The following is a 19,204-nucleotide window of genomic DNA, read 5'->3' as shown; positions in this document are numbered from 1 at the left end:
ATGGCCACCCTTTTTTATATTTCGACTATTCGTGTTTTAAGATCTTATAAAAGGCTTTTTCAACACGATCTTTTTGCTCAACCTCATAGTACATGACATTATTACTCTCTAGTGCTAGTTCACTTATTACCTTAATAACAGGAATTACTATATCTTTGTTATAATCTCCTGTAATAGCATAAAGCGAAGGTTTAAAATGTGCAAATTGATTTCGGAATTCAATCATTTTTCCAATTGCCGTTCTTTGATCCTCAGTTATTACTAACACTTTACTGTTAACGAAGCGAATCATGTATGATTCATCTTGACATTTGTCTAAGACATCATAAATAGCCAACAATTTGCCGTGCTCTGGCTGAATAAACATATCAATATATCTCTCATCAGACTCATTATGATATTTCGCTACTTGTTCTCTAAGACCTCTTAATCTTTTACTGTTTATAGGTTTATAGACAGTTGCAGATGCATTAGATCCTTTGATAGCAAGCACACCGAAACCATACAATGCACCATGTAGAGCGATCATCAACCATTTAAATCGATGTTTTGAATGACTATCCACATAATAACATGCCGCCTGTTCTAAATAGTCTATCGCATTTTCCAATTCATCTGTCCTATAGACAATTTTCGTATCCAAGAAGTACCACCTCAACTAATAGGATACATTGTAAAGAGAAGGCAATCAATTAAATTCATCCTTCTGTAGCTCGATATCTATCTCAATAAGCTTCTTCAAGTCATCCACCGTCTTGATCTCAATCCGGCCGTCCTGGAAATCCTTGACCCACTTGGCTATGCCGGCTTTAACAATTTTACGATACTGCGCCTTACTCTCAAGGATACCAGCCATAACTTCTAGCTCATGCTGCAATAAAATTTCATCTTGTGTTCCCATTTACGTACCCCTCGACTTTCCGTTATGATGGAATTCGAGACAGCGGATGACTGTGAATGCCACGCGTGGCGCGCCGCTGTCTCAGCCGGGGGATACCCTGGGTGATCGGGAGGACGTTAGCGCGTCCTCCTTTTATTTTGGGCAAAAGAAAACCACCCAAAGATTAGGTGGTGGTGGTTGGTTATTCACACTTCTTCAAAACGAAGTTCTCCATCAACAGGAGTTTGTTTCTTTTTTTTCTCTCTTTTGAAAATTGTATTTCTCAATACCCGAGCAATATAAAGTGCCAAAAACAATAAAAAAAGTGTATTGATTAGTGATGCAATCACCTCAGAAAGATTTAAATAGCTATTTAAAGGATTTATTTTATAAATCAATTTCTTTATGAACATATCTGCTTGTAACAGTTGAATTAAATACCCAATAGCGATAAACAAAATACCCATCACTGATAAATATTTTTCGAAAAGCCTTGCTTTTACAATCTTTTCTTTGATTTCTGGGATACCTTCATTATCAAATGGAATAACAACAGCAGTAGAAGCAATGATTTCTCTAGGAGAGATGGTCAAAAAAGTCCATACCAATAAAATTGAACCCGCAAGTTGGAAACTAATTGTAAACATTTAATCCCCCCGAAATTATAAGTATTATTATTTCATATACTACCGTTTCTAGAGAAATACTGCACTACACTGAACGCTAACTAGCAATAATAAAATTAAGTAAAATTGTTTTTTATGATTCGGGATCAGCACGGTCAAGCAACACCGGCTCTATGCCAGTCGTAGCCTGATGCCGCAGTTTAATCACATCACAGAATACCGGGTCTAGCTCCATTGTCCTGCAGAGGCGATCAAGCTGCTCACAGGTCATCAAGGTGGAGCCGCTGCCGCCAAAGAAGTCAGCAACGGTATCCCCGCGTCGGCTGCTGTTCCGGATCGGTATGGCTAACAGCTCCAAGGGCTTCTGTGTAGGGTGAACATATTTGGTTACATCCCCCTTCGAAACCTCCCAAACCGTCTCCGGAAGTGGGTCTTCCGTCGGCAAGCCAGCCCGCCATACCGTTGTCTGTGTGCGATCGCCGTACCAAGCCGGGACTTTGCCTTTCTTATAAGCATAGAACACCGGTTCATGCTTCCAGCGGTATTGCGCCCAGCCGAAGGTGGCCACGTTTTTAACCCAAACACACTGGCAGCGAACCGTAATTCCTGCAGCGTTCATAGCATCCTCAAATTCACGCTGATAGGAAGATGGATGAAAGACATAAATCGCCGCGGTCGGTTCCATGGCCACGGCGTACTGTTCAAAGATAGCATGCAAAAAGCCCGCAAACTCCTCTGCGGGCATATCGTCGTTCATTATTGAGCTGGTACCTGCTTCTGCTAGGCGGGCCGAGTCGCTCTGCACCGCTACATTGTACGGCGGGTCCGTCACAACCAGATCAGCCTTTATACCATCCATCAGCCTGGCAACATCTTCAGCATTCATAGAGTCACCACACATGAGAACGTGCTGTCCGAGCTGCCACACATCTCCGCGGCGTGTTTCAGGCTCTTTGATCTGATCAAGTGCTCCCTGGACGTCGAAATCATCTTCAACAACCTGCAGATCAATCTCAGTGTCTGGCATGCCGTTAAACTCTGTGATAAGCTCTCCGATTTCCTCTGAATCAAAACCGGACAAATCCAGGTCAGCCCCGCCTTCCTGCAACTCATTCAGCAGCTGAGCCAAAGCTTCATCATCCCAGCGACCAGACACCTTGTTCAGCGCCAGATTCAGGAGCCGCTCCCTCTCTGGGTCCAGGTTGACCACCGATACGGCCAGCTCAGTGCAACCCTTCTCATGGACCATCACCTTATAGCGCTGATGGCCACCGACCATGTTGCCGGTCTGCTCATTCCAGATTATAGGGTCAACGTAGCCGAATTCGTCCAGGCTACGGCGAAGCTTCTCATACTCTGGATCTCCTGGCTGAAGGTCTACGCGTGGGTTATAAAGAGCTGCATTGAGCTGCTCGATTGGTATGATTCTAATGTCCATATGGATCCCCTGACTAAAAAAAGAGCCTTTCGGCTCTTTAAAATTTTTTTAAACTCTTTAGCATTCTCGCATGATATTCTGGATCTTCTTCTTCCACATCATAAATCACTTTTCGATCTATAAATTCATCTAACCAACTGCAGTCATAATTATCCGTCCAGCTTATTAAAAACACTTTATTGTTAGTACGTCGTACAATATCTTGAATAATTTTTTCTTTGCCATTATTTTTGCACACTGAATCAATAGGATAAACAATTGAGAAATCAACAGCATAAGGCGTCTTCGTCCAAGATGTTGATTTTATAGAATCAACATATACCCTATGAGGACCAAATTTATAGCCATATCCTGTCTTATAAGTAGTTGTATGATCCTCCAGGATGGTTCCGAAATTCTTCATACTGTTGGCTCTAAATAACAATATGGAGGGACATTTCACTTCAGATATTGCTTCCAAAACAAGAATGTGCTTCTGATACTGATGAGTACCTGTAATTAGGATTACAGATTCATCGGAATTTAAAAAATCATTTATTTCTTTCTCTGCACTTTGCCGTGTATTCATAAAAATCACCTCACAAATACATTTCGACTATAGGGAGAATTATCCTTTTTTTCGCTGTATTTGAGTTAAGTTGGTTTTTAATCTTTGGTTAGGCAAAAACGCAGTAGGAGACAAAGAGAATCAGCCCGCCCTGCTCTTTTCTACGCTCTATCGAACAAACACACGTACCTGTATATAATGTCTGAGAATGGCTTAGAGTAGACTGTTTATAAGCATAAAAAAAGCATCCGTAAAGGATGCCTATTCCAATAAAACAGCTTTTCTTACTATATCTACAAGGGAATTTATTGTTCTCTCCATTTCTTTTCTGGTCTCTGCCAGATCTATATCCCTAAAATGTCCTATCTCATTCCGTAACTTAGTGTATATTGTCTCTTTAATATAGGTCCCGTTTCTTTTCTGTTGGGGGCCATCACTGTATTCGGAATTGACCTCTCCTATATCATCATTAATATAATTGTCTACGTACCCCTGTTTCTCCTTACCTTCTGAATCCTTAGTCAAAAATAGAAGAATTAAATAAAGTAGCATATACTTTGCAGTAATATCTCTATTTGACATCGCTATTCTAAATAAGTTTTTGGCTGTATTCTCTACATATTCAGAAGATTTTTCAATACTTTCATTAAGAATACGTATTAACTCATCTTTATCTTCTTTCTTCAAAATATCGTCTTTCCACTGTCTAATAGCTATATTTGAAATCAAAATTGACTCACCTTGATTGGTAATATTGTATGATGTCAAATATATATTACCGGCATAAATCTTATATCTAACCGTAAGCTCGATAACAATATCGTTCAAACTTTGTTGTACAGTTTGCTCGGCTTCCTCTAGACTTGTGACATCGGATAAAGAAAACTCAATAAAAAGCGCGTAAAGAGGCTTACTTTCTCTACTTATACGAAGTTTAATACCTTTTATTTTCTCTCCGCTTCCCTCGAATTTTAACTCATCTTCAAAAAGATACTTATCAATCTCCACATAATAACATAAAGTGCTTAAATCAGACATAAATACTCCTCCTCCTTAAGTAAACATCATTCGACGTCTAGGAATATTTTTCCTTCTGACATACTTGCCTGCCACAATACTGTGCGGTACCTTCCCAGCGCCCCCATATGCAACCCTTACACTTAGTTGCCTGCCGAGGCGGATCTTTTAAACGCCGCTGTTGTTGCTTCTTCTTCAAAATAATTCCCCCAATATAAAAAAGCCGCCCAATTAATGAGCGACTTCGGAATATGTATTCAATTCAATTGTGCAATAAATCCGATCTATAGAACGGCGTCCGCTGCGCATCCGCAGCAAATGCGCTGCGCTCTTTGCTTAAAATCTTTACGGCCTTTGTAACAAAGGAGGACAAGAACATTTTACAGATCAGCTAAAAACAAAGTCAAAGACACCGATAACGAACAAAGATGATCCGTCTCATATTATAATGTCATTACTCCACATTTCTCACTTTTTCGCTATACTACTTTAATCGACTTAATATTCCGGCATTCTGGGAAGCAGGTTCATCCACAGACTGCCTGACCCAATTGTACATCTGTTTCGAATTTAAGGACAGGTTTGAATTAAAATAAAAACTACTTAAGTAAATTATTGTCTATCATTTGCTTTATACGTCCTGATTCCAACTCTTTCATAGCATTAATTCCAACTTGTAGTTGCTCATTCGAGATTGGTTTATTCATTATTTCGTTGTATGAATACTGTAAATCAGCCGCCAAATGCTGGCTACTGAAGTGGAAAATGTTGCTTTTACTTATTATACAGTTCATTAGATTCGAAGCTTTACCGAGGATTTCCTTCTTCCTATCAACTCTTTGTTTTATCATCCAAAGAGCTACATCAATCAGTTGCAAAAAAGGAGAACTCTCTGAAGAGGCGAGTTCTAAATCCGACAAAAATGTTTCAGATTCAAGAACTTTAGGAATCTGAAATTGATCAGATTGATCAACTTTCACCTTTTTCAAAAGTGAATAACTGTATTGTATATACTTTCCAAATTCACTTTGTTCATCATGGATTATCTTTGTAGCTTTCATTTTATGTTCTTCAGCAATATAATTTAGTCCGTGAAGGAGTGTTGAAATAGATACCAAATTAGGAGACTCATATTGTAAACTCCTTAAATCTTGGACACCTTCCGGCTTTGTTGTTCGTTCACTAAGTAAGGTTTCAGGTTCCTTAATACCCCAATCTAGTGCATCAAAAACTAATTGTCTTCCTCTTGGGTTGCTTTTTGGAAAATCAGAATCGAATTTTGAACGAAACTTGATAAGGAAGTCACGAAATTTACGTGAATCCCCAGATAAATGAATATTCCAAAAATCCTGTTTATCTTTTGCATCCATAATAAAATCAACATAGGATGCAAGCATTTTTTTATTAAATGGGATGTTATAGTGGAATGCAGTTACTGCTGGATTATTGACATTATCGAACAATGCATCAGCTAATCTCATAGAGGATATGTGAGATTTTTCAACTCTTGTAAACATGAATCTTGCGTTTAGACCCTCAATTACTTCTACAAGCCTTTCAGATATCTCGTTAATACGGCCAAACCCCAGTTCATTTCCGTGAAGCTCCTTCTTACCCACCTGTCGGGCTAGAGCGGATAAATCATACGGAAGTGTTGCATCCTGACTCACTATAATACTTCCAGTCCAAAAAAAAGGTTGATTTTTATCAAAAAGATCTATACCAGTATTACCTGACTCGTCGATGTATACTTCGAACTTCAGTGACTTTTGATCCTCTTTTTTACTTGTTTTGATTAATTCTACTTTTTCGGGTTCCACTGTTCATTCCTCCATGTCGAATCATTGATCCTGAAACATTTCGACAACTAGAACTTTACTCCTGCAAGAAACAAAAAGAGAGAGGAGGTACGTCCCGGTTGATGTTGCATCACTGCAGCCATGCGTGTCACTCTCGCCTGATTTCCACAGTACAAATATATCATGCTCAAACCCTAATGAACGGTCATTGTGCGGTCAAAAAGCGGTCATTATTAACCCTCAATTTTTTTTCTTATATTTTTTATTTTTACGAACTTAAAAACATCTTTTAATGTCTCTTTTTGTAAATGAATTAAATAATCATTAAAATTATTTCTGTTAGTTTTAATAAAATGCCTTCTAAAGACTTCTAGAATGTACCAATGTACCGAACTCATATACCTAATAAAATGACCCATATCTAAATTCACTTCGTCCCCCTCATTAATTCCTAACCACGAGCAATTAGTTACCAAGCGACCGTCAGCTTTACCATTTTTATGAACCAAAACATTTCTAATTTGAGATAACTCCATTAATTGGCGTTTGACCGTTTCTTCCACCTGTCCATCATGACCAAAAATTTTAAGCAAAGATTCAAACCTATTCACCCCAAAACCAGTAACATTCTTTTGATCGCTTTTTAATAATTCAAGTATAAAGTCAGCTTGCTCATATCTGGATTTATAAATAAAGTTTAATAGCTCTCCTTTGAGTTTTTCAATTTCTTTAATCGACCTAAGGTTTTCTTCTTCGAGTATTAACTTTATCAAAAACTCATCGACAAACGCTTCTAACAAAGTCCAGATTCGAATTGACAAGAGATTATACAAAAACGGGAAGCCCTTTTTTTCTTGAACTTCAACAAAGTTACCTAAATACAACATTTTTTCTGGAAGATCTCGGTCCTCGTTGATACCCATTCCATGGATTATCTTATTGCGGGTACTGTAAGAAACAGTTGATCCTATGTCAACTATTTGAGAAAACATCTCAATATCATTTAGTTGAAGTATATATGAGTTAAAGAAGTCTTCGTTAATCAGAAGTAACACCTCCTAGTATATTTCTATTTACTTCTACTTATTTCGACGTTCTATTCACCTTTCCTTTCTACTGTTTATCCTCGATTAACACTTCTAATCCAAGAGCACAAGCTAAAATATATATCGCTCTTGATTTCACCCTCCGATACTTCCGCTCACTCATCCCCAACTCTCCGCACAGAATAGAATCATATTCATCTTCATACTCTAGGTATCGTAGCTGTATAATTTCGCGTTCAGCTTTCTTAAGCCTCCCCATTACCAGATCCAGTAGTTTCGATTGTCGCTCCTGCTCTATTTCCCTATCCGTATTCCATACCGCTATATTCTCTGTCGTTCGACTAATTGCATTGGTTGATCCATGGTACCGTGGCTCTGGGCTGGCTGTGAGTGCCGCCTGGCGCCGGACGAACCCGATCTGTCGGTAAACACGAACCGTTTCCAAATACTCCTCCACCCGGCGACGGGTCTCTTTTTCGTCGATCGGGAGGATGTCAAAAGCCAGTTGGATTGCTAATTTGTCGCTTTTCCCCAAGATAATCCCCTCACTCGTGGTATAATTTGAATGAAGGTAAGAGATTGGACCCCCGCCCCGACCAAGGATATGGGGGTCTTTGTATATCTTAGTATTTTCCAAGCTGTTTAAGCTTCTTCCGCAACTCCACATTCTCCAGCAGTAGCCTCCAATTTTGCTCCCTTAAGTCTTCCTGTGGCTGTTGCGAATCGCTAATTTTCTGCCCAACCACTCGTAACGTCCGGACTTCATTATCCGTCTTCACTAAGTACCCTTTATCTACTAATTGCTTTACTAATGAATGCGCAGAAGAGCGCGACTTTATCTTCAGGAGATCTGCCACCTCATAAACTGAAGGAGCATAGCCCTTATGATCGATGAAGGACTTTATAAGTTTTAGCGTCTCGCTTTGGCGATTCGTTAAAGGCTTATTTGCCACAACTAACACCCTCTCTTCCTTAAATAAACTTCGTTTTTCCAAATTCTCCTTATTACTCACTTTCTGTCGGAAGGAATCGAACGATGGAATGTCCAATACTATATGAACTACTTATAAGCAGGTGAACTGAATGACCGAACCCGTAAACTTAGAAATTGCGAGACGCTCTTCCATGTGGGAGGCGCTTCTCAAAGTATCAAATCCCAATAGTGTTGATCCCCAAGTCCTCCGTCAGTTGAATTTCTTCGCTGGTCAAGCCGGTATCTACCGTGATGCAAAAGAAACTAAGAAGTATACCTCCAATGACGCTGGGATAGCTGTCTCTTTGCTTCATACAGGTAGTCATTACGATGATGACTTGTCTGAGACCGAAATTATCTATCACTATCCTCAAACATCTCGTATAGGCGTAACCGACTTTAATGAGATACTATCTGCTAAAAATGCAGCAGAGTTAGGTGTTCCAATCTTCGTAATCTCTTACATAGGAACAAAACGAAAAGTACAACTTGGTAAAATCGTTTCCTGGGATGATCTAACCAAAACATTTTTGGTCTTATTTAATCCGCAAGATTTATTTGAAACTAACGTTGATAGAAACATCGATGAGGAACCTTTCATTGCTATAGATTCAGAGCCTGAATCAAAGGTTACCAATGTTAAGAGCCGCCCCGGACAACCTAGATTCAAGTTCCACGTGTTTAAGCGCTATGGTCCATACTGTGCCGTGTGTGATAACAATGTACCGGAGCTTCTGCAGGCGGCACACATTATTCCTAAAAAAAACAATGGTTCAGATGATCCTCGAAATGGTTTAGTGCTATGTGGGAATCATCACCTGGCTTACGACTCCGGTCTCTTTATGTTTAACCCTGAGACAACAGCTATAGAGATGAGCTCAAAATACACTACTACGGCTCTAAGCATCACCCGCCTCAACCTGAACCATTTGGAAAACCTCCCCCACACCGATGCGCTTAAATGGCGTGTTACAGAATGGGACAAGTAGTAATAGAAACGATTACCTTAAATTTCCGTAGTATTATAGAGGTGATATAATGACGTTTAAAATAAAACGTTGGGCTAAAATTGTATATTCATTAGTATTTATTTTTTCAATATTAGGACTACTTGCTTTGCTAGGTTTTTTGATATTTCTAGCCTTCTTTGATGAAAAAGTCCTTATAAACACAGTAATAATTAATAGAATCACTCTTGTACTTGCAGGGCTCTCACTACCAGGACTCGCCATACAATTAATTTCAATTTTGACTATCAACGATAAGAAGAGCTACAAATTGACTACGAAATGTCCGAACTGCAGGCATCTTGTTGACTTTAAACTTACTGAAGACTGAACGGATGGGATTTACTCCATCCGTTCTTTAATTTACTCCCAGGTCGGCAACTGATTCACCCGTACCAACAGACCTTCCAACTGGATGTTTGAATTATCTACAATGTAATAATCTTCGCCAATGTGTTCTATTCGTGAATAAATCCAGCGGCTTTCTCCATCCGAGTAGGTAAAGAAATATTCAATAGTAGATCCAGAGGTAAAATAGTCGCCACTTGGCAGCTCATATCGCACACTTGAATTCTTACGAACAATGCCCTCTTCTATAACCGGGGATGTGACTTGCCGGATGATGTGGCGAACATCGTTCAGCTTGTCACCAATCTTGTAATACATACTGCGTAGATACATCTCTTGAGGATTCCCCTAGTTGTATCCCCCCTCATTTTCAGCTTCATTGATCATATTTGTAACCCACTTAATTTGCGGTTCCAGCTTCTCTAGCTCCACCTGTATTAGGTTTTTCATTTCTTCACTCCCCTTTCCTTAATCTTTTTAACTCCGTCGAATACCGATGAAAGTTCTCTTCATCTCGCTCATCTAGTGCTTGGTCGATCAGTGTCCGAAGCTCTGCAATCCGATGTTTCCGCACTGCCGTTTCCCACACAACTTCGATATATTTATCAATTGCGAGTGCATAAACCGCGAAGATCAAAGCGACACCTCCCTAGGTAAGAGAAAAGCAGCTTACGCTGCTCCTCCTCCATCCTTCATTTTCTTTGCCGCCAGCTTGCGATATGCCGTCCATCTTGTTGACAATTGCCCACTGGTCATGCCATTTTCATTAGCGATTTCACGCCAGGTTTTATCTTCATTAATGCGTTTCTCTAGAAGAACAGGGAACGGGATAGGTTGTCCTTCATATTCGACTTCAGGAAAGATTGGACGTTCAGCAAGGATAAAGGCGTCCAGGTCTTCCTTACTTGTCTCATCTACAGAAGCTTCACGTAGATCAGAGCTTCCACCGTTCTCGACTTTTTCTTGTTCTCCTGATTCAATAGGATCACCCTCGTAATCTTGGCTGTCAGTTCCAGCTCCATCATTCATCCAATCCGGTTCGAGTTCTGCACCCTCTGACTGCTCATCAGAACCGCCATCATTAATATCTTCTTCAGATGATTGAACGCCATTAGTGTCTTCTTCCGCATCCGGCTCAACAATCTCAATATCATCATTCTTCTGTTCACCGTCCATAACCCCCTCTTGCTGTTCAAAAAGGTCAGCCTGATCTGGATCTTCTTCACCAATCTTATCTGTGCTCATAACGACACCAGAAGCATCAGTGGTGACACGGCGGCCTGTAACCTCACGATAAACCTCATCTTCTTCGCAGAAATCAAAGGCAGCCTGTGGGTCGCCAAGGAATACGTTAACTTCTTCCCCTTGATTACTGCTCAGGAAGAGCAAGTGCGGCAGTGCTGCCTTCAGTGGAATTAGTAGTTTCACCTCTACACTGGACTCTCCAATTTTTATGCCCTTAGCAATTTCTCCTGTGAATTTCGCGTGATCCTTCATCATTCGAATCATTCCCCTTCGGTTTTTTATTGGAGTTGCTTGATCTTCACTTCAATGCGTGGTCGTGCGCTGTACCGTTTCCTTACGAATGCGTCCACTACCTGGCTATCATCCTTCCAGATGATGCCCTTCAGCGCATCCTTAACACCCTTCAGATAGTTGTCCGCATCAGGCTTAGTCACTGGGAGTATATCACCACGCTCTGCAGCTGCTGCTTTTTTCTGACTAAAGCTCTTAGGTGTAGAGCGGAAGGCAGTAACCGCAATTCCGAGAGGTCCTTCCAGCAGCGCTGCTGGCGCATACTCACTTGCAGCCAATCGAACGTAATCCTTATAGTCTCTTGATTTGGCGGGATCATAGGCTCTTGGAAATCCACCGGCAGTGCTAAATTTAGGCCGGCCCTGGGCGACCGGTTCTCCGTAAACCGTAAACTGAATCATTGCGTTTCCCTCCTCGTTGCTTAACCGGCATCATCGCTGTATCAAGCACGTACACCATACCTGCCACCGCTCCAGTCTCATCCACAACCATAAAGTAATTTTGTTGCTGGAAGAACGGATCAATTGGCTTGCGCTTCTTTGCAACCATTAAGATCTACTCCCCTCATTCGTATACCGATTGCTAACTCAAACTCAGCAATACCCTCATCCACTTCCGTTGGATCCATATCAGAATACTCAGCTAGCAGATCCGCACGTCCCTGAACAACTCCGTTATCTATATAATGACGACGCATCTGGTTATACACGTGCCAGTAATTCCGCCCACTCATCAGGCACCCTTGCGGATCGTCCGCTTCTTCGTCTTCCCTTCGACACTGATCTTAGGGATCAATACCAGTTCCGAAGGCGTCTCCCGTTCAACCAACCAATTATCCGGATTAAGCCGACTGGCCCGGATCGTTTCCTTCTGACGTCGCGTCGGCCGTTTTCCCTGCTTCATCTTCTCCATCCCCCTTATTCAGCTGCTTCCACTCTTCAGGCCACACATACTGGCCGTCAATCATCTGTACGACGATAGAATCACCGCCATCTGTCACCCGTACCTCGCGGAACATCCCTGCCTTACCGTGAAGCTGTGTATAGCGATAAACTTCCTCCGGAGTGTTCAGTGTCACCGAAGGTGTATGCCAGCCGCCCGGTTCCGGGAAGCAAAACCCGTAAAATTGCTCTTCCATATTGGCTCCTTTACTGCGCCCATTTGCGCTTCTCAATGTTCTTCGCATTCCCTGCCGGCGTTTTTCCCTCATGCACATATTCGTAATTAGCAAATTTATTGAAATTCTTCATGAAGACAAGTTCGACGGTCCCCACCGGGCCGTTACGCTGCTTGGCAATAATGATTTCAATGATGTTCTTTTTCTCAGTTTCTTTGTCGTAATAATCGTCGCGATAAAGGAACGCTACAATGTCTGCATCCTGTTCAATTGCTCCCGATTCGCGAAGGTCACTCATCATTGGACGCTTGTCCTGTCGCTGCTCAACACCTCGGCTGAGTTGGGATAAGGCGATAACTGGCACTTCAAGTTCCCGGGCTATTTGCTTCAAGGTTCGGCTAATCTGTGATACCTCTTCCTGCCGGTTCGCACCGCTGCGCCCTCTACCCTGGATGAGCTGCAGGTAATCGATCACGATCATTCCCAGCTTGCCTTCTTTCTTCAACCTCCGGCACTTGGCACGAATCTCATTCACCGTTATACCAGGGGTATCGTCAATGTGAATATCCGCCTCCGACAATAATCCAACAGCCATCGCCATGCGTTCCCAATCATCACCTTCAAACTTCCCTGTTCGCATACGACTGGCATCGATCTGAGCTTCAGCACAGATCATTCTTTGTACAAGCTGCGCGGCACTCATCTCCAAACTGAAGATAGCGACGGTCTCCTTCGCTCGTACTCCGACATTTTGAGCAATGTTCAGTGCAAAAGCCGTTTTACCGACCGATGGCCGTGCCGCTACGATAATTAAGTCGTTTTTCTGGAATCCGGCAGTCATCTTATCGAGATCAGTAAACCCAGACTCAATCCCTGTGATTCCGCGGTTTATATCACGGACGTTGTACCGCTGCTCTGCCTCTTCCCAGACCTGCATCAATGCATCTTTGATCCCAATAAACTCACGTACTGGAAACGTCTGGTCTGAGAGTTTAGATACAGCAGTCTCAGCCATTGCAACGAACCCTTTAACATCCTGCTCCTCCCCAGCATTGCGAAGCAGATCTAGGGCCGTATCAATCGCTTGACGACGAAGGAACATCTCCTGTACTCGCTCAACATAGTAGGCTGCGTTCGCTGTTGTCGGCACTGCATGAGCCAACTTCGACAGGTAACTAACCCCACCAACCTTGTCGATTTCCTCGCTGTCCTGCAATTGTGAAGTCAGGCTGATTAAATCAATAGGCTGTTCCGCATTGCTGAGACGACGCATCGCTCTGTATATCCGTGCATGTCCTTCGTCGCTAAATTCCCCACCTTGCAATATATCTGCCGAAGCTTCATAAGCCGACTGGTCTATCAAGGATGCACCTAGTACCGCTTGCTCGGCTTGAAGGTCAACTGGCATTTCAATTCCTGCTGCTACTAAAAAAACCTCACGATCAAGCATTCGTTTCACCTCGAAGCTTCCGCATTACTGTTTCCCAGTAACCTTCAGGAGGTGGTTTATGACTAGACACCCATTCATCAAGATTGGCGAAATGTTCTGCAGCAGCTTCCTTGCTGCGCTGGCTATCTTGCAAATCGCCCAGGCGGCCACGAATATTTGCAATTTTCGGCTCTACCGTTTCAGTCAGAATATAGCGATCAATATTCTCTTGGGCTGTTTCCACCGGAAAATCTTTGAGATATTTATAATCTGCTTTCACCTTTTCGACAGAAGCATCAAAAAACGGGAAATGCTTCTTGATCTCTCGGTAAAGCTGAGCAACTTCAACCACTTCCACGCTTCTTCTCCTCCTCGATGAACTGTTCAAGCTCGTCGATTTCCTGTTGCCGCTGGCTTTTCCGACGCTCTCTTGAGGCTCCCAGGGCGACTGTTCCCTGCTTTGAAGATGCAGGGGGAGTTAGGTACCGCTCAAGAAATGAGGACAATTCATCCCAGCAGCCAAAAATCACGGTCTTGCAATACTTGAACGTCCGGATCACATCCGACGGTCTCCTCCGTGATAGTTTGTGCCGAGCGATTGCCAGATCGATAAAAAAGTATACGAGATCCAGCGGAATGGCCTCGTTCGCAACTTCACGCACATGCTCCCAATCAGCCGAAACAGGATTGATGCTCCCCTTCTGCTGTCTGAAGTAATTCTCAATATGGAGCATGCGCTGCTCGATTGTCGGTTTATCAAGGTCTATTTGGCCTGTGGAGACGGCACCCACAGCGGACGACAGAACCCCGGACCTTGAACTCAACTCTTTTTGATCGTCTTCCGATAAGCCATTAATCCATCTATCAATCAATATCTTTGTAATATCTTTATTAGATCGGCAGTTTTCTGCCGCGTGATCGGCAACATTCTGCCGATCTCTATCTTCCAGAGTGGCAACTTTCTGCCTATCTCCAGTGTCAGAGTGGAAATTTACTGCCGATCTGTTTTGATACTTTTTAGAGTTTCTAACACTGAAAATGAGTCCATAAGGTGCTCTTGTCACTCGGATGTAACCATAATCTTCGAGCGTTTTTATCCAAGAACGGATAGTCCGATTACTGACTTCGAATGTCGCTTCAAGCTCATTAATCCGGATAGGCTTGTTCCCGAGGACGATACCCCAGACAGTTCCCTCTTTCTCCTTCTCCGCTGTCGTGGAGCTGATACACCACAGGAAAAGCCATATCGCTGTGCCTATTTGTTTGTAATGTTGCGGCTCCAAAAGCCCTGAGTATGTTGGAAACGGGTAACTGCCTTCGGGCATTAAATCATCCCCTATAAATCATTCATATCAATTTCTATCATCTTGGAGGTAAACAATCGGATATTTCACCCGCTTCACCGTCCAGCCTGGACAAGCTCGAGCGAAGTATTCTCGAGTTTCCCGTTTAAACTCTTCTTGATCTACCTTCATCAACTTCCAGATCCGCTCCCCCATCATGCTCTGCATCATAGGTTTATCTTTGATCATCGATCTGCCACCCTAACAAGAGCTCCGGTAGTCTCCTGAATCTCTCTCTTAAAGCGATCTGTGTCACTATTACCGTCAGACAGATGCAGTAACCAAATCTCCTCAACATTACGGGTATCATTGGCTTTCAAGAATTCTTTCACATTCTCCAATCCGAAGTGAGAAAGAAGCAGCCGTTTCTTTTGAGCAGGATGCAAGTGACCCGCAGCCACCCGCTTGTTAACGATATCTAAGGAATAATTGCACTCCACCATGATGTGAGTCAGGCCTTTGAAGCGATGCCGGCAATAGTAGGTATCAGTCAGAAAGACCAGCTTATCTCCCGCTGTATTGGCTAGCAGGAAGCCTAGCGGCTCCTCGACATCGTGCTGAATATCAAACGGTAGAATTGTCCAAGTACCAATCGTGAACTGTTCCAACGCCTTTATGACCTTCAGGCGATGTCCTGTTAACCCTCTAGCAGTTGCCGTGCCTGCGCTGGTGTAAATGTTAATGCCTGTCCGCATAATGTCAGGAGCAGCCTTGCTATGATCTAGGTGCTCATGAGTAATAAGGCAACCTGCAATGTCAGACATTCTAAAATTAAGCGCCCGCTGTATCGACTTATAAGGAAAACCGGCTTCCAACAGAAGCACGGTGTTGCCGTCCGATATTCGGTAGGCGTTACCGGCGCTGCTGGAGCCGAGGCACTGGATGTCGATCATCAGAACTGCATCTCTTGATCAAGAGGAGGGACATCATCAGCAAAATTGTTAGGATCATTACCAGCTTGAGCCTTATTTCCAGTCGGTTGTCGTTTGGTCTCAGTAGTTTTTGACTTCTCTGCTGTTGGAGCTTCAGTAGTCTTTTTATCTACTGCTGCTTCCGGTGTGATATCAATAATCTCTCTGTTCGCATGTTCTGCAATCTCTGCTTCCACCTCAGCTTCAGCAATCATTTCATCCTGCGCCTTGAAATGTTTCATGATCAAGCTGCTATCATCGGAGGTATTCATATAAGCCTTGCATGCTCGATTAATGACAGTACGCTTTGCCATCTCACCAGGGAATTCATTATGTGTGCTGTTCTCCTTGTCGGGTCCTTGCTTCGACTTCTTCCATGATTGACGAATCTCACTCATGGTCATAATCTCGGTGTACTCATTACCGTCTTCCCAATAGATCGTGCAGTATGCTCCAATAATCTTGCTATCATCGATGTTTTTAAACGCTGATTTATGCTTAGTGATTTTCTTACGACTGCGAACAATTTCGAATTCAAATTCATCATCCTGGTAGATGATCTGAGCATCGATGTCAGAAGCTCCTGTAACATTTTTTGTGACTGCCATCGTCCCAAAGTAACTCCGCTGGAATGTGAGCTTTGTACCGTACACGATGAAGTAACCTTGTTTCTTAGCTGGATTCAGACCCTGAACAACCATATCCAGCAAAGAGTTAGCAATACTGTCCTTCGAGCAAGTTTCAAGAGCTGGCTTATAATTTTTATCCTGAACAGTTTGAAGGAGAAGCCACGCTGATTTCATGGCATTCTCCGGACTGTAATTTGCGGGGAAGTGAATCTCTCCACGTTCCTGAAACTGCCGGACCTTCTCCGCAACCACATCAACTGTGTCGCGCTTAACAATTGCAAGTGTGCTCAACTAAATCGCCTCCTGTATGGCTGCCGTCTCAATGCGGAGCTTCTTGTCTTTCTCGCTGACTACCAGTCGGATCACTTGCGCATCCGTATAAATAAGCTTGGTAACCGCCTCAGCATTGTCGATGATGACCGGAGCTGAAACGCCATAATGCTGGCTGAGTGTGTTAATGATGTCCAAGCCGACATTGATTCGAGCGGCGTTGTTCAGGCCGCCTTCATACGGAACCCCCTTGTAAAGCGTGTCGCAGACTTCCTTCAACCCTCCGTTGACCTGCTCTTCGAAGAGTCTGAACCGCGCCAACTTGAATTTACTGTTGATCTTGGCATCGAGCAGATTAACCTTCGTGCGGGTGAACTCTTCGCACAAGAACAGTTCGTGCTGCAGACGCTCATATTCGGCGGCCAGGCTACTCTCCTGCTGCTCCAACTCGGCGACACGTTGCTGCCCGCGCTGAACGCCGTCGAACTTGGCTATGTCACGTTCCATATCCTCGACTTCCAGCCGCAGCCGGCCGATCTCTTCCCGGACGCCCGCAGCCGCCGATTGACTGGATTGCCGCAAAGTTACAATTTCCTGCTGAAGCCGAGTCGCCTCGGCAATCTTGCCGGCATACTCTGGATCTGCTGCTGGGTCCTTGACACCCGCGCGCAGTTCAGTCAGCTCGGATTCTGCCGCACTGATCTCCGTTTGTAAGGTTGCCAGGGCGTTGTTCAGCTCTTCAATGTCGACCTGGAGCCGCTTGACTTCCTGCTCAAATTTTTCAGCTTCGGCAACAGCAGCCTTCCCATCCGCATTAATGTGGGCTTTCCGCTCTGCCAGACGCAGATTAAAATCTGCCTCCGCCTTTTCATGTGCCACCTTAATCTGCTCATCCGGAAGAGTCTGTCCGCAAGTCGGGCAGTTTGCATCATGATGATGTTCGAAGACCTCTTCTTTAAGAGCATTAAAATCTGCTCGGAGTCGGTCGGCTTCCTGACGACGCCCAGCAGCCAAACGTTCATACTGTTTAATCCGCTGCTGTTTATCTTCGATGTTTCGACGGTACTGGTCGAGCTTCGCATGCTTCAGGTTGACAGCGTTCCGCTTCTCAGCCATCTTATTCAGCACCGATGATTGGAGCCGGGATTTAATATCGATCTGCTCTGCCTCAACTTCGCGCAGGCGCTTCTCCTTCACAGAAACCTCACCACCGGAGAGAATGCGAGACACCTCTGCCTCTCGGGACTCGATTCGACTACGCAAAAGTGCAACATCTTCCTTTAGTAGCTCTTCATCAAGATCAGTCGCATCCGGCATCTGCCGCTGAACCTCGCTGATGCGGACCGGCAGCTCCTTAATTTCCTTGTTAATAGCTGCACTACGAGCAGTAATGACTTTCTTATGAGCTTCCATTTCACGACCAACCAAGATTGTAGGAAGCCCGGCCAGCTCCTTGTTACTGTGAATGACTTCGTCATCTGTCAGATCACCGGAAACCTCCAGCAGCACCTTGCGTCGATCCTCTTTCTTCAACACTTCATTGAAATATGAAGGGCTGGTTAGCAGCCTGAACAAATCTTCCTTGATGATGGAGTCGACCTCAGTCTGGAACTCCCGCATGTTGAGTGGGACGCCGTCGACATTATAAGTAGTAGTGTGGCCCTCGAAGCTCTCAACCGGTGCGCCACGCTTCTTTGTCCACTTCTCGGCGTATACCCGACGGAAAATCCGGCGGTGGCCATCTACCAGGAGAGTGCCTTCAATTTCATGCTCAAGCTTGTGATGTTGAACCATGCCGACAATATTCAGCTCTTTGATCTCGAATTTCTGTTCTGTACGATTCTCACTGTCTTTGCCGAACAGAAGCCATAGGAAACCGTCGAATATCGTGGTCTTTCCTGTGGCATTATCGCCGAAAATGTCAATATCCCGGCCAGCAGCCGGAACATTGAATTCCTTAATTCCTTTAAAATTACGGAGCGTCAAGCGCTCCAGAACAATACGCTTCAAGCGATCTCCTCCTCGATTGCTGCATTACATTCAGCATGTAAGATCATTTGTTGATCAGGTGTCTCTGGATAGCGGATACCATCCAAATAAGTCCGGATTTTGTATTCCAGCTCAGCCAATTGCTCATTGCTAAAATGATGCTGAATGGATTCCCCGCCTTGCTGGATATTTAGAACCGGAGGATTAAAGTAGGTCTCCGCATCGATGATTATGTCAACGGTTTCCTCATGTAATAGAAATGTGTGCGTTCCACGCATGGATGAACTCCCCCTCTTGTG

The 19,204-nt window shown here is 43.6% G+C and carries 27 protein-coding genes; 1 reads left to right on the top strand and 26 read right to left on the bottom strand.

Going from position 1 to position 19,204, the window contains the following annotated elements; translation table 11 throughout:
* Positions 1–25: 25 nt before the first annotated feature.
* The 10 genes from PAENI_RS27100 to PAENI_RS27055 all read right to left on the bottom strand — a co-directional run bounded on the left by PAENI_RS27100 (position 26) and on the right by PAENI_RS27055 (position 8,306).
* The gene (locus PAENI_RS27100) at positions 26–643 is read right to left on the bottom strand and encodes a hypothetical protein (protein ID WP_149647393.1); all 618 of its coding nucleotides are present in this window, start codon (positions 641–643) and stop codon (positions 26–28) included.
* A gap of 45 nt (positions 644–688) precedes the next feature.
* Positions 689–901: a hypothetical protein gene (locus tag PAENI_RS27095; RefSeq protein WP_149647392.1), complete on the bottom strand. Its 213-nt coding sequence runs from the start codon at positions 899–901 to the stop codon at positions 689–691.
* A gap of 185 nt (positions 902–1,086) precedes the next feature.
* Positions 1,087–1,527 carry a hypothetical protein gene (locus PAENI_RS27090; RefSeq protein WP_149647391.1) on the bottom strand — a complete coding sequence of 147 codons (441 nt, stop codon included), beginning with the start codon at positions 1,525–1,527 and terminating at the stop codon, positions 1,087–1,089.
* A 112-nt stretch (positions 1,528–1,639) separates the two neighbouring features.
* Positions 1,640–2,662 (bottom strand): DNA-methyltransferase, encoded by a 1,023-nt coding sequence (locus PAENI_RS27085; protein WP_316502964.1) that lies wholly within the window; start codon positions 2,660–2,662, stop codon positions 1,640–1,642.
* Positions 2,663–2,981: 319 nt separating this feature from the next.
* Entirely contained in the window at positions 2,982–3,512 is a 531-nt protein-coding gene (locus tag PAENI_RS27080; RefSeq protein ID WP_149647389.1) for a hypothetical protein, read from the bottom strand.
* 240 nt (positions 3,513–3,752) lie between these two features.
* Positions 3,753–4,529 (bottom strand): hypothetical protein, encoded by a 777-nt coding sequence (locus PAENI_RS27075; protein WP_149647388.1) that lies wholly within the window; start codon positions 4,527–4,529, stop codon positions 3,753–3,755.
* A 578-nt stretch (positions 4,530–5,107) separates the two neighbouring features.
* Positions 5,108–6,328 (bottom strand): DUF3800 domain-containing protein, encoded by a 1,221-nt coding sequence (locus PAENI_RS27070; protein WP_149647387.1) that lies wholly within the window; start codon positions 6,326–6,328, stop codon positions 5,108–5,110.
* Positions 6,329–6,540: 212 nt separating this feature from the next.
* Positions 6,541–7,362 (bottom strand): hypothetical protein, encoded by an 822-nt coding sequence (locus tag PAENI_RS27065; protein ID WP_223179012.1) that lies wholly within the window; start codon positions 7,360–7,362, stop codon positions 6,541–6,543.
* A gap of 58 nt (positions 7,363–7,420) precedes the next feature.
* Complete coding sequence (locus PAENI_RS27060; RefSeq protein WP_149647385.1) at positions 7,421–7,888, bottom strand: ArpU family phage packaging/lysis transcriptional regulator; 468 nt, start codon at positions 7,886–7,888, stop codon at positions 7,421–7,423.
* 88 nt (positions 7,889–7,976) lie between these two features.
* Positions 7,977–8,306, bottom strand: a complete 330-nt coding sequence (locus tag PAENI_RS27055) for a LexA family protein (RefSeq protein ID WP_188114704.1) — start codon at positions 8,304–8,306, stop codon at positions 7,977–7,979.
* Between the two features lie 130 nt (positions 8,307–8,436).
* On the opposite strand from PAENI_RS27055, the gene PAENI_RS27050 reads away from it, so the two are divergent.
* A complete protein-coding gene (locus PAENI_RS27050; protein ID WP_149647383.1) occupies positions 8,437–9,315 on the top strand; it encodes an HNH endonuclease in 879 nt (292 codons plus the stop codon).
* Positions 9,316–9,696: 381 nt separating this feature from the next.
* Here PAENI_RS27050 and PAENI_RS27045 read toward each other — a convergent pair whose 3' ends face one another.
* From PAENI_RS27045 to PAENI_RS26975, 16 genes are all read right to left on the bottom strand, one after another.
* Entirely contained in the window at positions 9,697–10,014 is a 318-nt protein-coding gene (locus PAENI_RS27045) for a DUF5348 domain-containing protein (protein WP_149647382.1), read from the bottom strand.
* A gap of 121 nt (positions 10,015–10,135) precedes the next feature.
* Entirely contained in the window at positions 10,136–10,318 is a 183-nt protein-coding gene (locus PAENI_RS27040; RefSeq protein WP_149647381.1) for an IDEAL domain-containing protein, read from the bottom strand.
* A gap of 32 nt (positions 10,319–10,350) precedes the next feature.
* Positions 10,351–11,181 carry a hypothetical protein gene (locus tag PAENI_RS27035; protein WP_149647380.1) on the bottom strand — a complete coding sequence of 277 codons (831 nt, stop codon included), beginning with the start codon at positions 11,179–11,181 and terminating at the stop codon, positions 10,351–10,353.
* Positions 11,182–11,204: 23 nt separating this feature from the next.
* Positions 11,205–11,618: a RusA family crossover junction endodeoxyribonuclease gene (locus tag PAENI_RS27030; protein WP_060622088.1), complete on the bottom strand. Its 414-nt coding sequence runs from the start codon at positions 11,616–11,618 to the stop codon at positions 11,205–11,207.
* Positions 11,569–11,766 (bottom strand): hypothetical protein, encoded by a 198-nt coding sequence (locus tag PAENI_RS27025; protein WP_149647379.1) that lies wholly within the window; start codon positions 11,764–11,766, stop codon positions 11,569–11,571. The genes PAENI_RS27030 and PAENI_RS27025 overlap by 50 nt, the downstream gene beginning before the upstream one ends.
* The gene (locus PAENI_RS27020) at positions 11,738–11,950 is read right to left on the bottom strand and encodes a hypothetical protein (protein ID WP_149647378.1); all 213 of its coding nucleotides are present in this window, start codon (positions 11,948–11,950) and stop codon (positions 11,738–11,740) included. The genes PAENI_RS27025 and PAENI_RS27020 overlap by 29 nt, the downstream gene beginning before the upstream one ends.
* Positions 11,950–12,120, bottom strand: coding sequence for a DUF6906 family protein (locus PAENI_RS33110; protein WP_410477493.1), 171 nt, complete (start codon positions 12,118–12,120; stop codon positions 11,950–11,952). The genes PAENI_RS27020 and PAENI_RS33110 overlap by 1 nt, the downstream gene beginning before the upstream one ends.
* Entirely contained in the window at positions 12,059–12,391 is a 333-nt protein-coding gene (locus PAENI_RS27015) for a hypothetical protein (RefSeq protein ID WP_149647377.1), read from the bottom strand. The genes PAENI_RS33110 and PAENI_RS27015 overlap by 62 nt, the downstream gene beginning before the upstream one ends.
* Positions 12,366–13,784: a replicative DNA helicase gene (dnaB, locus tag PAENI_RS27010; RefSeq protein ID WP_188114726.1), complete on the bottom strand. Its 1,419-nt coding sequence runs from the start codon at positions 13,782–13,784 to the stop codon at positions 12,366–12,368. Before dnaB ends, PAENI_RS27015 begins: the two co-directional genes overlap by 26 nt.
* Positions 13,777–14,121 carry a hypothetical protein gene (locus PAENI_RS27005; protein WP_076138555.1) on the bottom strand — a complete coding sequence of 115 codons (345 nt, stop codon included), beginning with the start codon at positions 14,119–14,121 and terminating at the stop codon, positions 13,777–13,779. The genes dnaB and PAENI_RS27005 overlap by 8 nt, the downstream gene beginning before the upstream one ends.
* Positions 14,108–15,046 carry a hypothetical protein gene (locus PAENI_RS27000; protein WP_149647376.1) on the bottom strand — a complete coding sequence of 313 codons (939 nt, stop codon included), beginning with the start codon at positions 15,044–15,046 and terminating at the stop codon, positions 14,108–14,110. The genes PAENI_RS27005 and PAENI_RS27000 overlap by 14 nt, the downstream gene beginning before the upstream one ends.
* Before the next feature lie 69 nt (positions 15,047–15,115).
* A complete protein-coding gene (locus PAENI_RS26995) occupies positions 15,116–15,295 on the bottom strand; it encodes a hypothetical protein (protein ID WP_149647375.1) in 180 nt (59 codons plus the stop codon).
* A complete protein-coding gene (locus PAENI_RS26990; RefSeq protein ID WP_149647374.1) occupies positions 15,292–15,999 on the bottom strand; it encodes an MBL fold metallo-hydrolase in 708 nt (235 codons plus the stop codon). Before PAENI_RS26990 ends, PAENI_RS26995 begins: the two co-directional genes overlap by 4 nt.
* Entirely contained in the window at positions 15,999–16,937 is a 939-nt protein-coding gene (locus tag PAENI_RS26985) for a recombinase RecT (RefSeq protein ID WP_149647373.1), read from the bottom strand. Before PAENI_RS26985 ends, PAENI_RS26990 begins: the two co-directional genes overlap by 1 nt.
* Positions 16,938–18,926 carry an AAA family ATPase gene (locus PAENI_RS26980; RefSeq protein WP_149647372.1) on the bottom strand — a complete coding sequence of 663 codons (1,989 nt, stop codon included), beginning with the start codon at positions 18,924–18,926 and terminating at the stop codon, positions 16,938–16,940.
* Positions 18,923–19,183, bottom strand: coding sequence for a hypothetical protein (locus PAENI_RS26975; RefSeq protein WP_149647371.1), 261 nt, complete (start codon positions 19,181–19,183; stop codon positions 18,923–18,925). Before PAENI_RS26975 ends, PAENI_RS26980 begins: the two co-directional genes overlap by 4 nt.
* Positions 19,184–19,204 lie beyond the last annotated feature (21 nt).

Origin of the sequence: Paenibacillus sp. B2(2019), assembly GCF_008370385.1 — a bacterium.
Lineage (GTDB): Bacteria > Bacillota > Bacilli > Paenibacillales > Paenibacillaceae > Paenibacillus_AQ.
The sequence above is the reverse complement of the archived record's forward strand: the minus strand, read 5'-3'. Positions and strand labels throughout refer to the sequence as shown.

What these genes read in the sequence shown, in the direction of transcription:
- PAENI_RS27095 (WP_149647392.1), bottom strand. Translation starts at nt 901, where the DNA reads ATGGGAACACAAGATGAAATTTTATTGCAGCATGAGCTAGAAGTTATG.
- PAENI_RS27090 (WP_149647391.1), bottom strand. Translation starts at nt 1,527, where the DNA reads ATGTTTACAATTAGTTTCCAACTTGCGGGTTCAATTTTATTGGTATGG.
- PAENI_RS27080 (WP_149647389.1), bottom strand. Translation starts at nt 3,512, where the DNA reads ATGAATACACGGCAAAGTGCAGAGAAAGAAATAAATGATTTTTTAAAT.
- PAENI_RS27075 (WP_149647388.1), bottom strand. Translation starts at nt 4,529, where the DNA reads ATGTCTGATTTAAGCACTTTATGTTATTATGTGGAGATTGATAAGTAT.
- PAENI_RS27050 (WP_149647383.1), top strand. Translation starts at nt 8,437, where the DNA reads ATGACCGAACCCGTAAACTTAGAAATTGCGAGACGCTCTTCCATGTGG.
- PAENI_RS27045 (WP_149647382.1), bottom strand. Translation starts at nt 10,014, where the DNA reads ATGTATCTACGCAGTATGTATTACAAGATTGGTGACAAGCTGAACGAT.
- PAENI_RS27035 (WP_149647380.1), bottom strand. Translation starts at nt 11,181, where the DNA reads ATGATGAAGGATCACGCGAAATTCACAGGAGAAATTGCTAAGGGCATA.
- PAENI_RS27030 (WP_060622088.1), bottom strand. Translation starts at nt 11,618, where the DNA reads ATGATTCAGTTTACGGTTTACGGAGAACCGGTCGCCCAGGGCCGGCCT.
- PAENI_RS27025 (WP_149647379.1), bottom strand. Translation starts at nt 11,766, where the DNA reads ATGGTTGCAAAGAAGCGCAAGCCAATTGATCCGTTCTTCCAGCAACAA.
- PAENI_RS27020 (WP_149647378.1), bottom strand. Translation starts at nt 11,950, where the DNA reads ATGAGTGGGCGGAATTACTGGCACGTGTATAACCAGATGCGTCGTCAT.
- PAENI_RS33110 (WP_410477493.1), bottom strand. Translation starts at nt 12,120, where the DNA reads ATGAAGCAGGGAAAACGGCCGACGCGACGTCAGAAGGAAACGATCCGG.
- dnaB (WP_188114726.1), bottom strand. Translation starts at nt 13,784, where the DNA reads ATGCTTGATCGTGAGGTTTTTTTAGTAGCAGCAGGAATTGAAATGCCA.
- PAENI_RS26995 (WP_149647375.1), bottom strand. Translation starts at nt 15,295, where the DNA reads ATGATCAAAGATAAACCTATGATGCAGAGCATGATGGGGGAGCGGATC.
- PAENI_RS26990 (WP_149647374.1), bottom strand. Translation starts at nt 15,999, where the DNA reads ATGATCGACATCCAGTGCCTCGGCTCCAGCAGCGCCGGTAACGCCTAC.
- PAENI_RS26975 (WP_149647371.1), bottom strand. Translation starts at nt 19,183, where the DNA reads ATGCGTGGAACGCACACATTTCTATTACATGAGGAAACCGTTGACATA.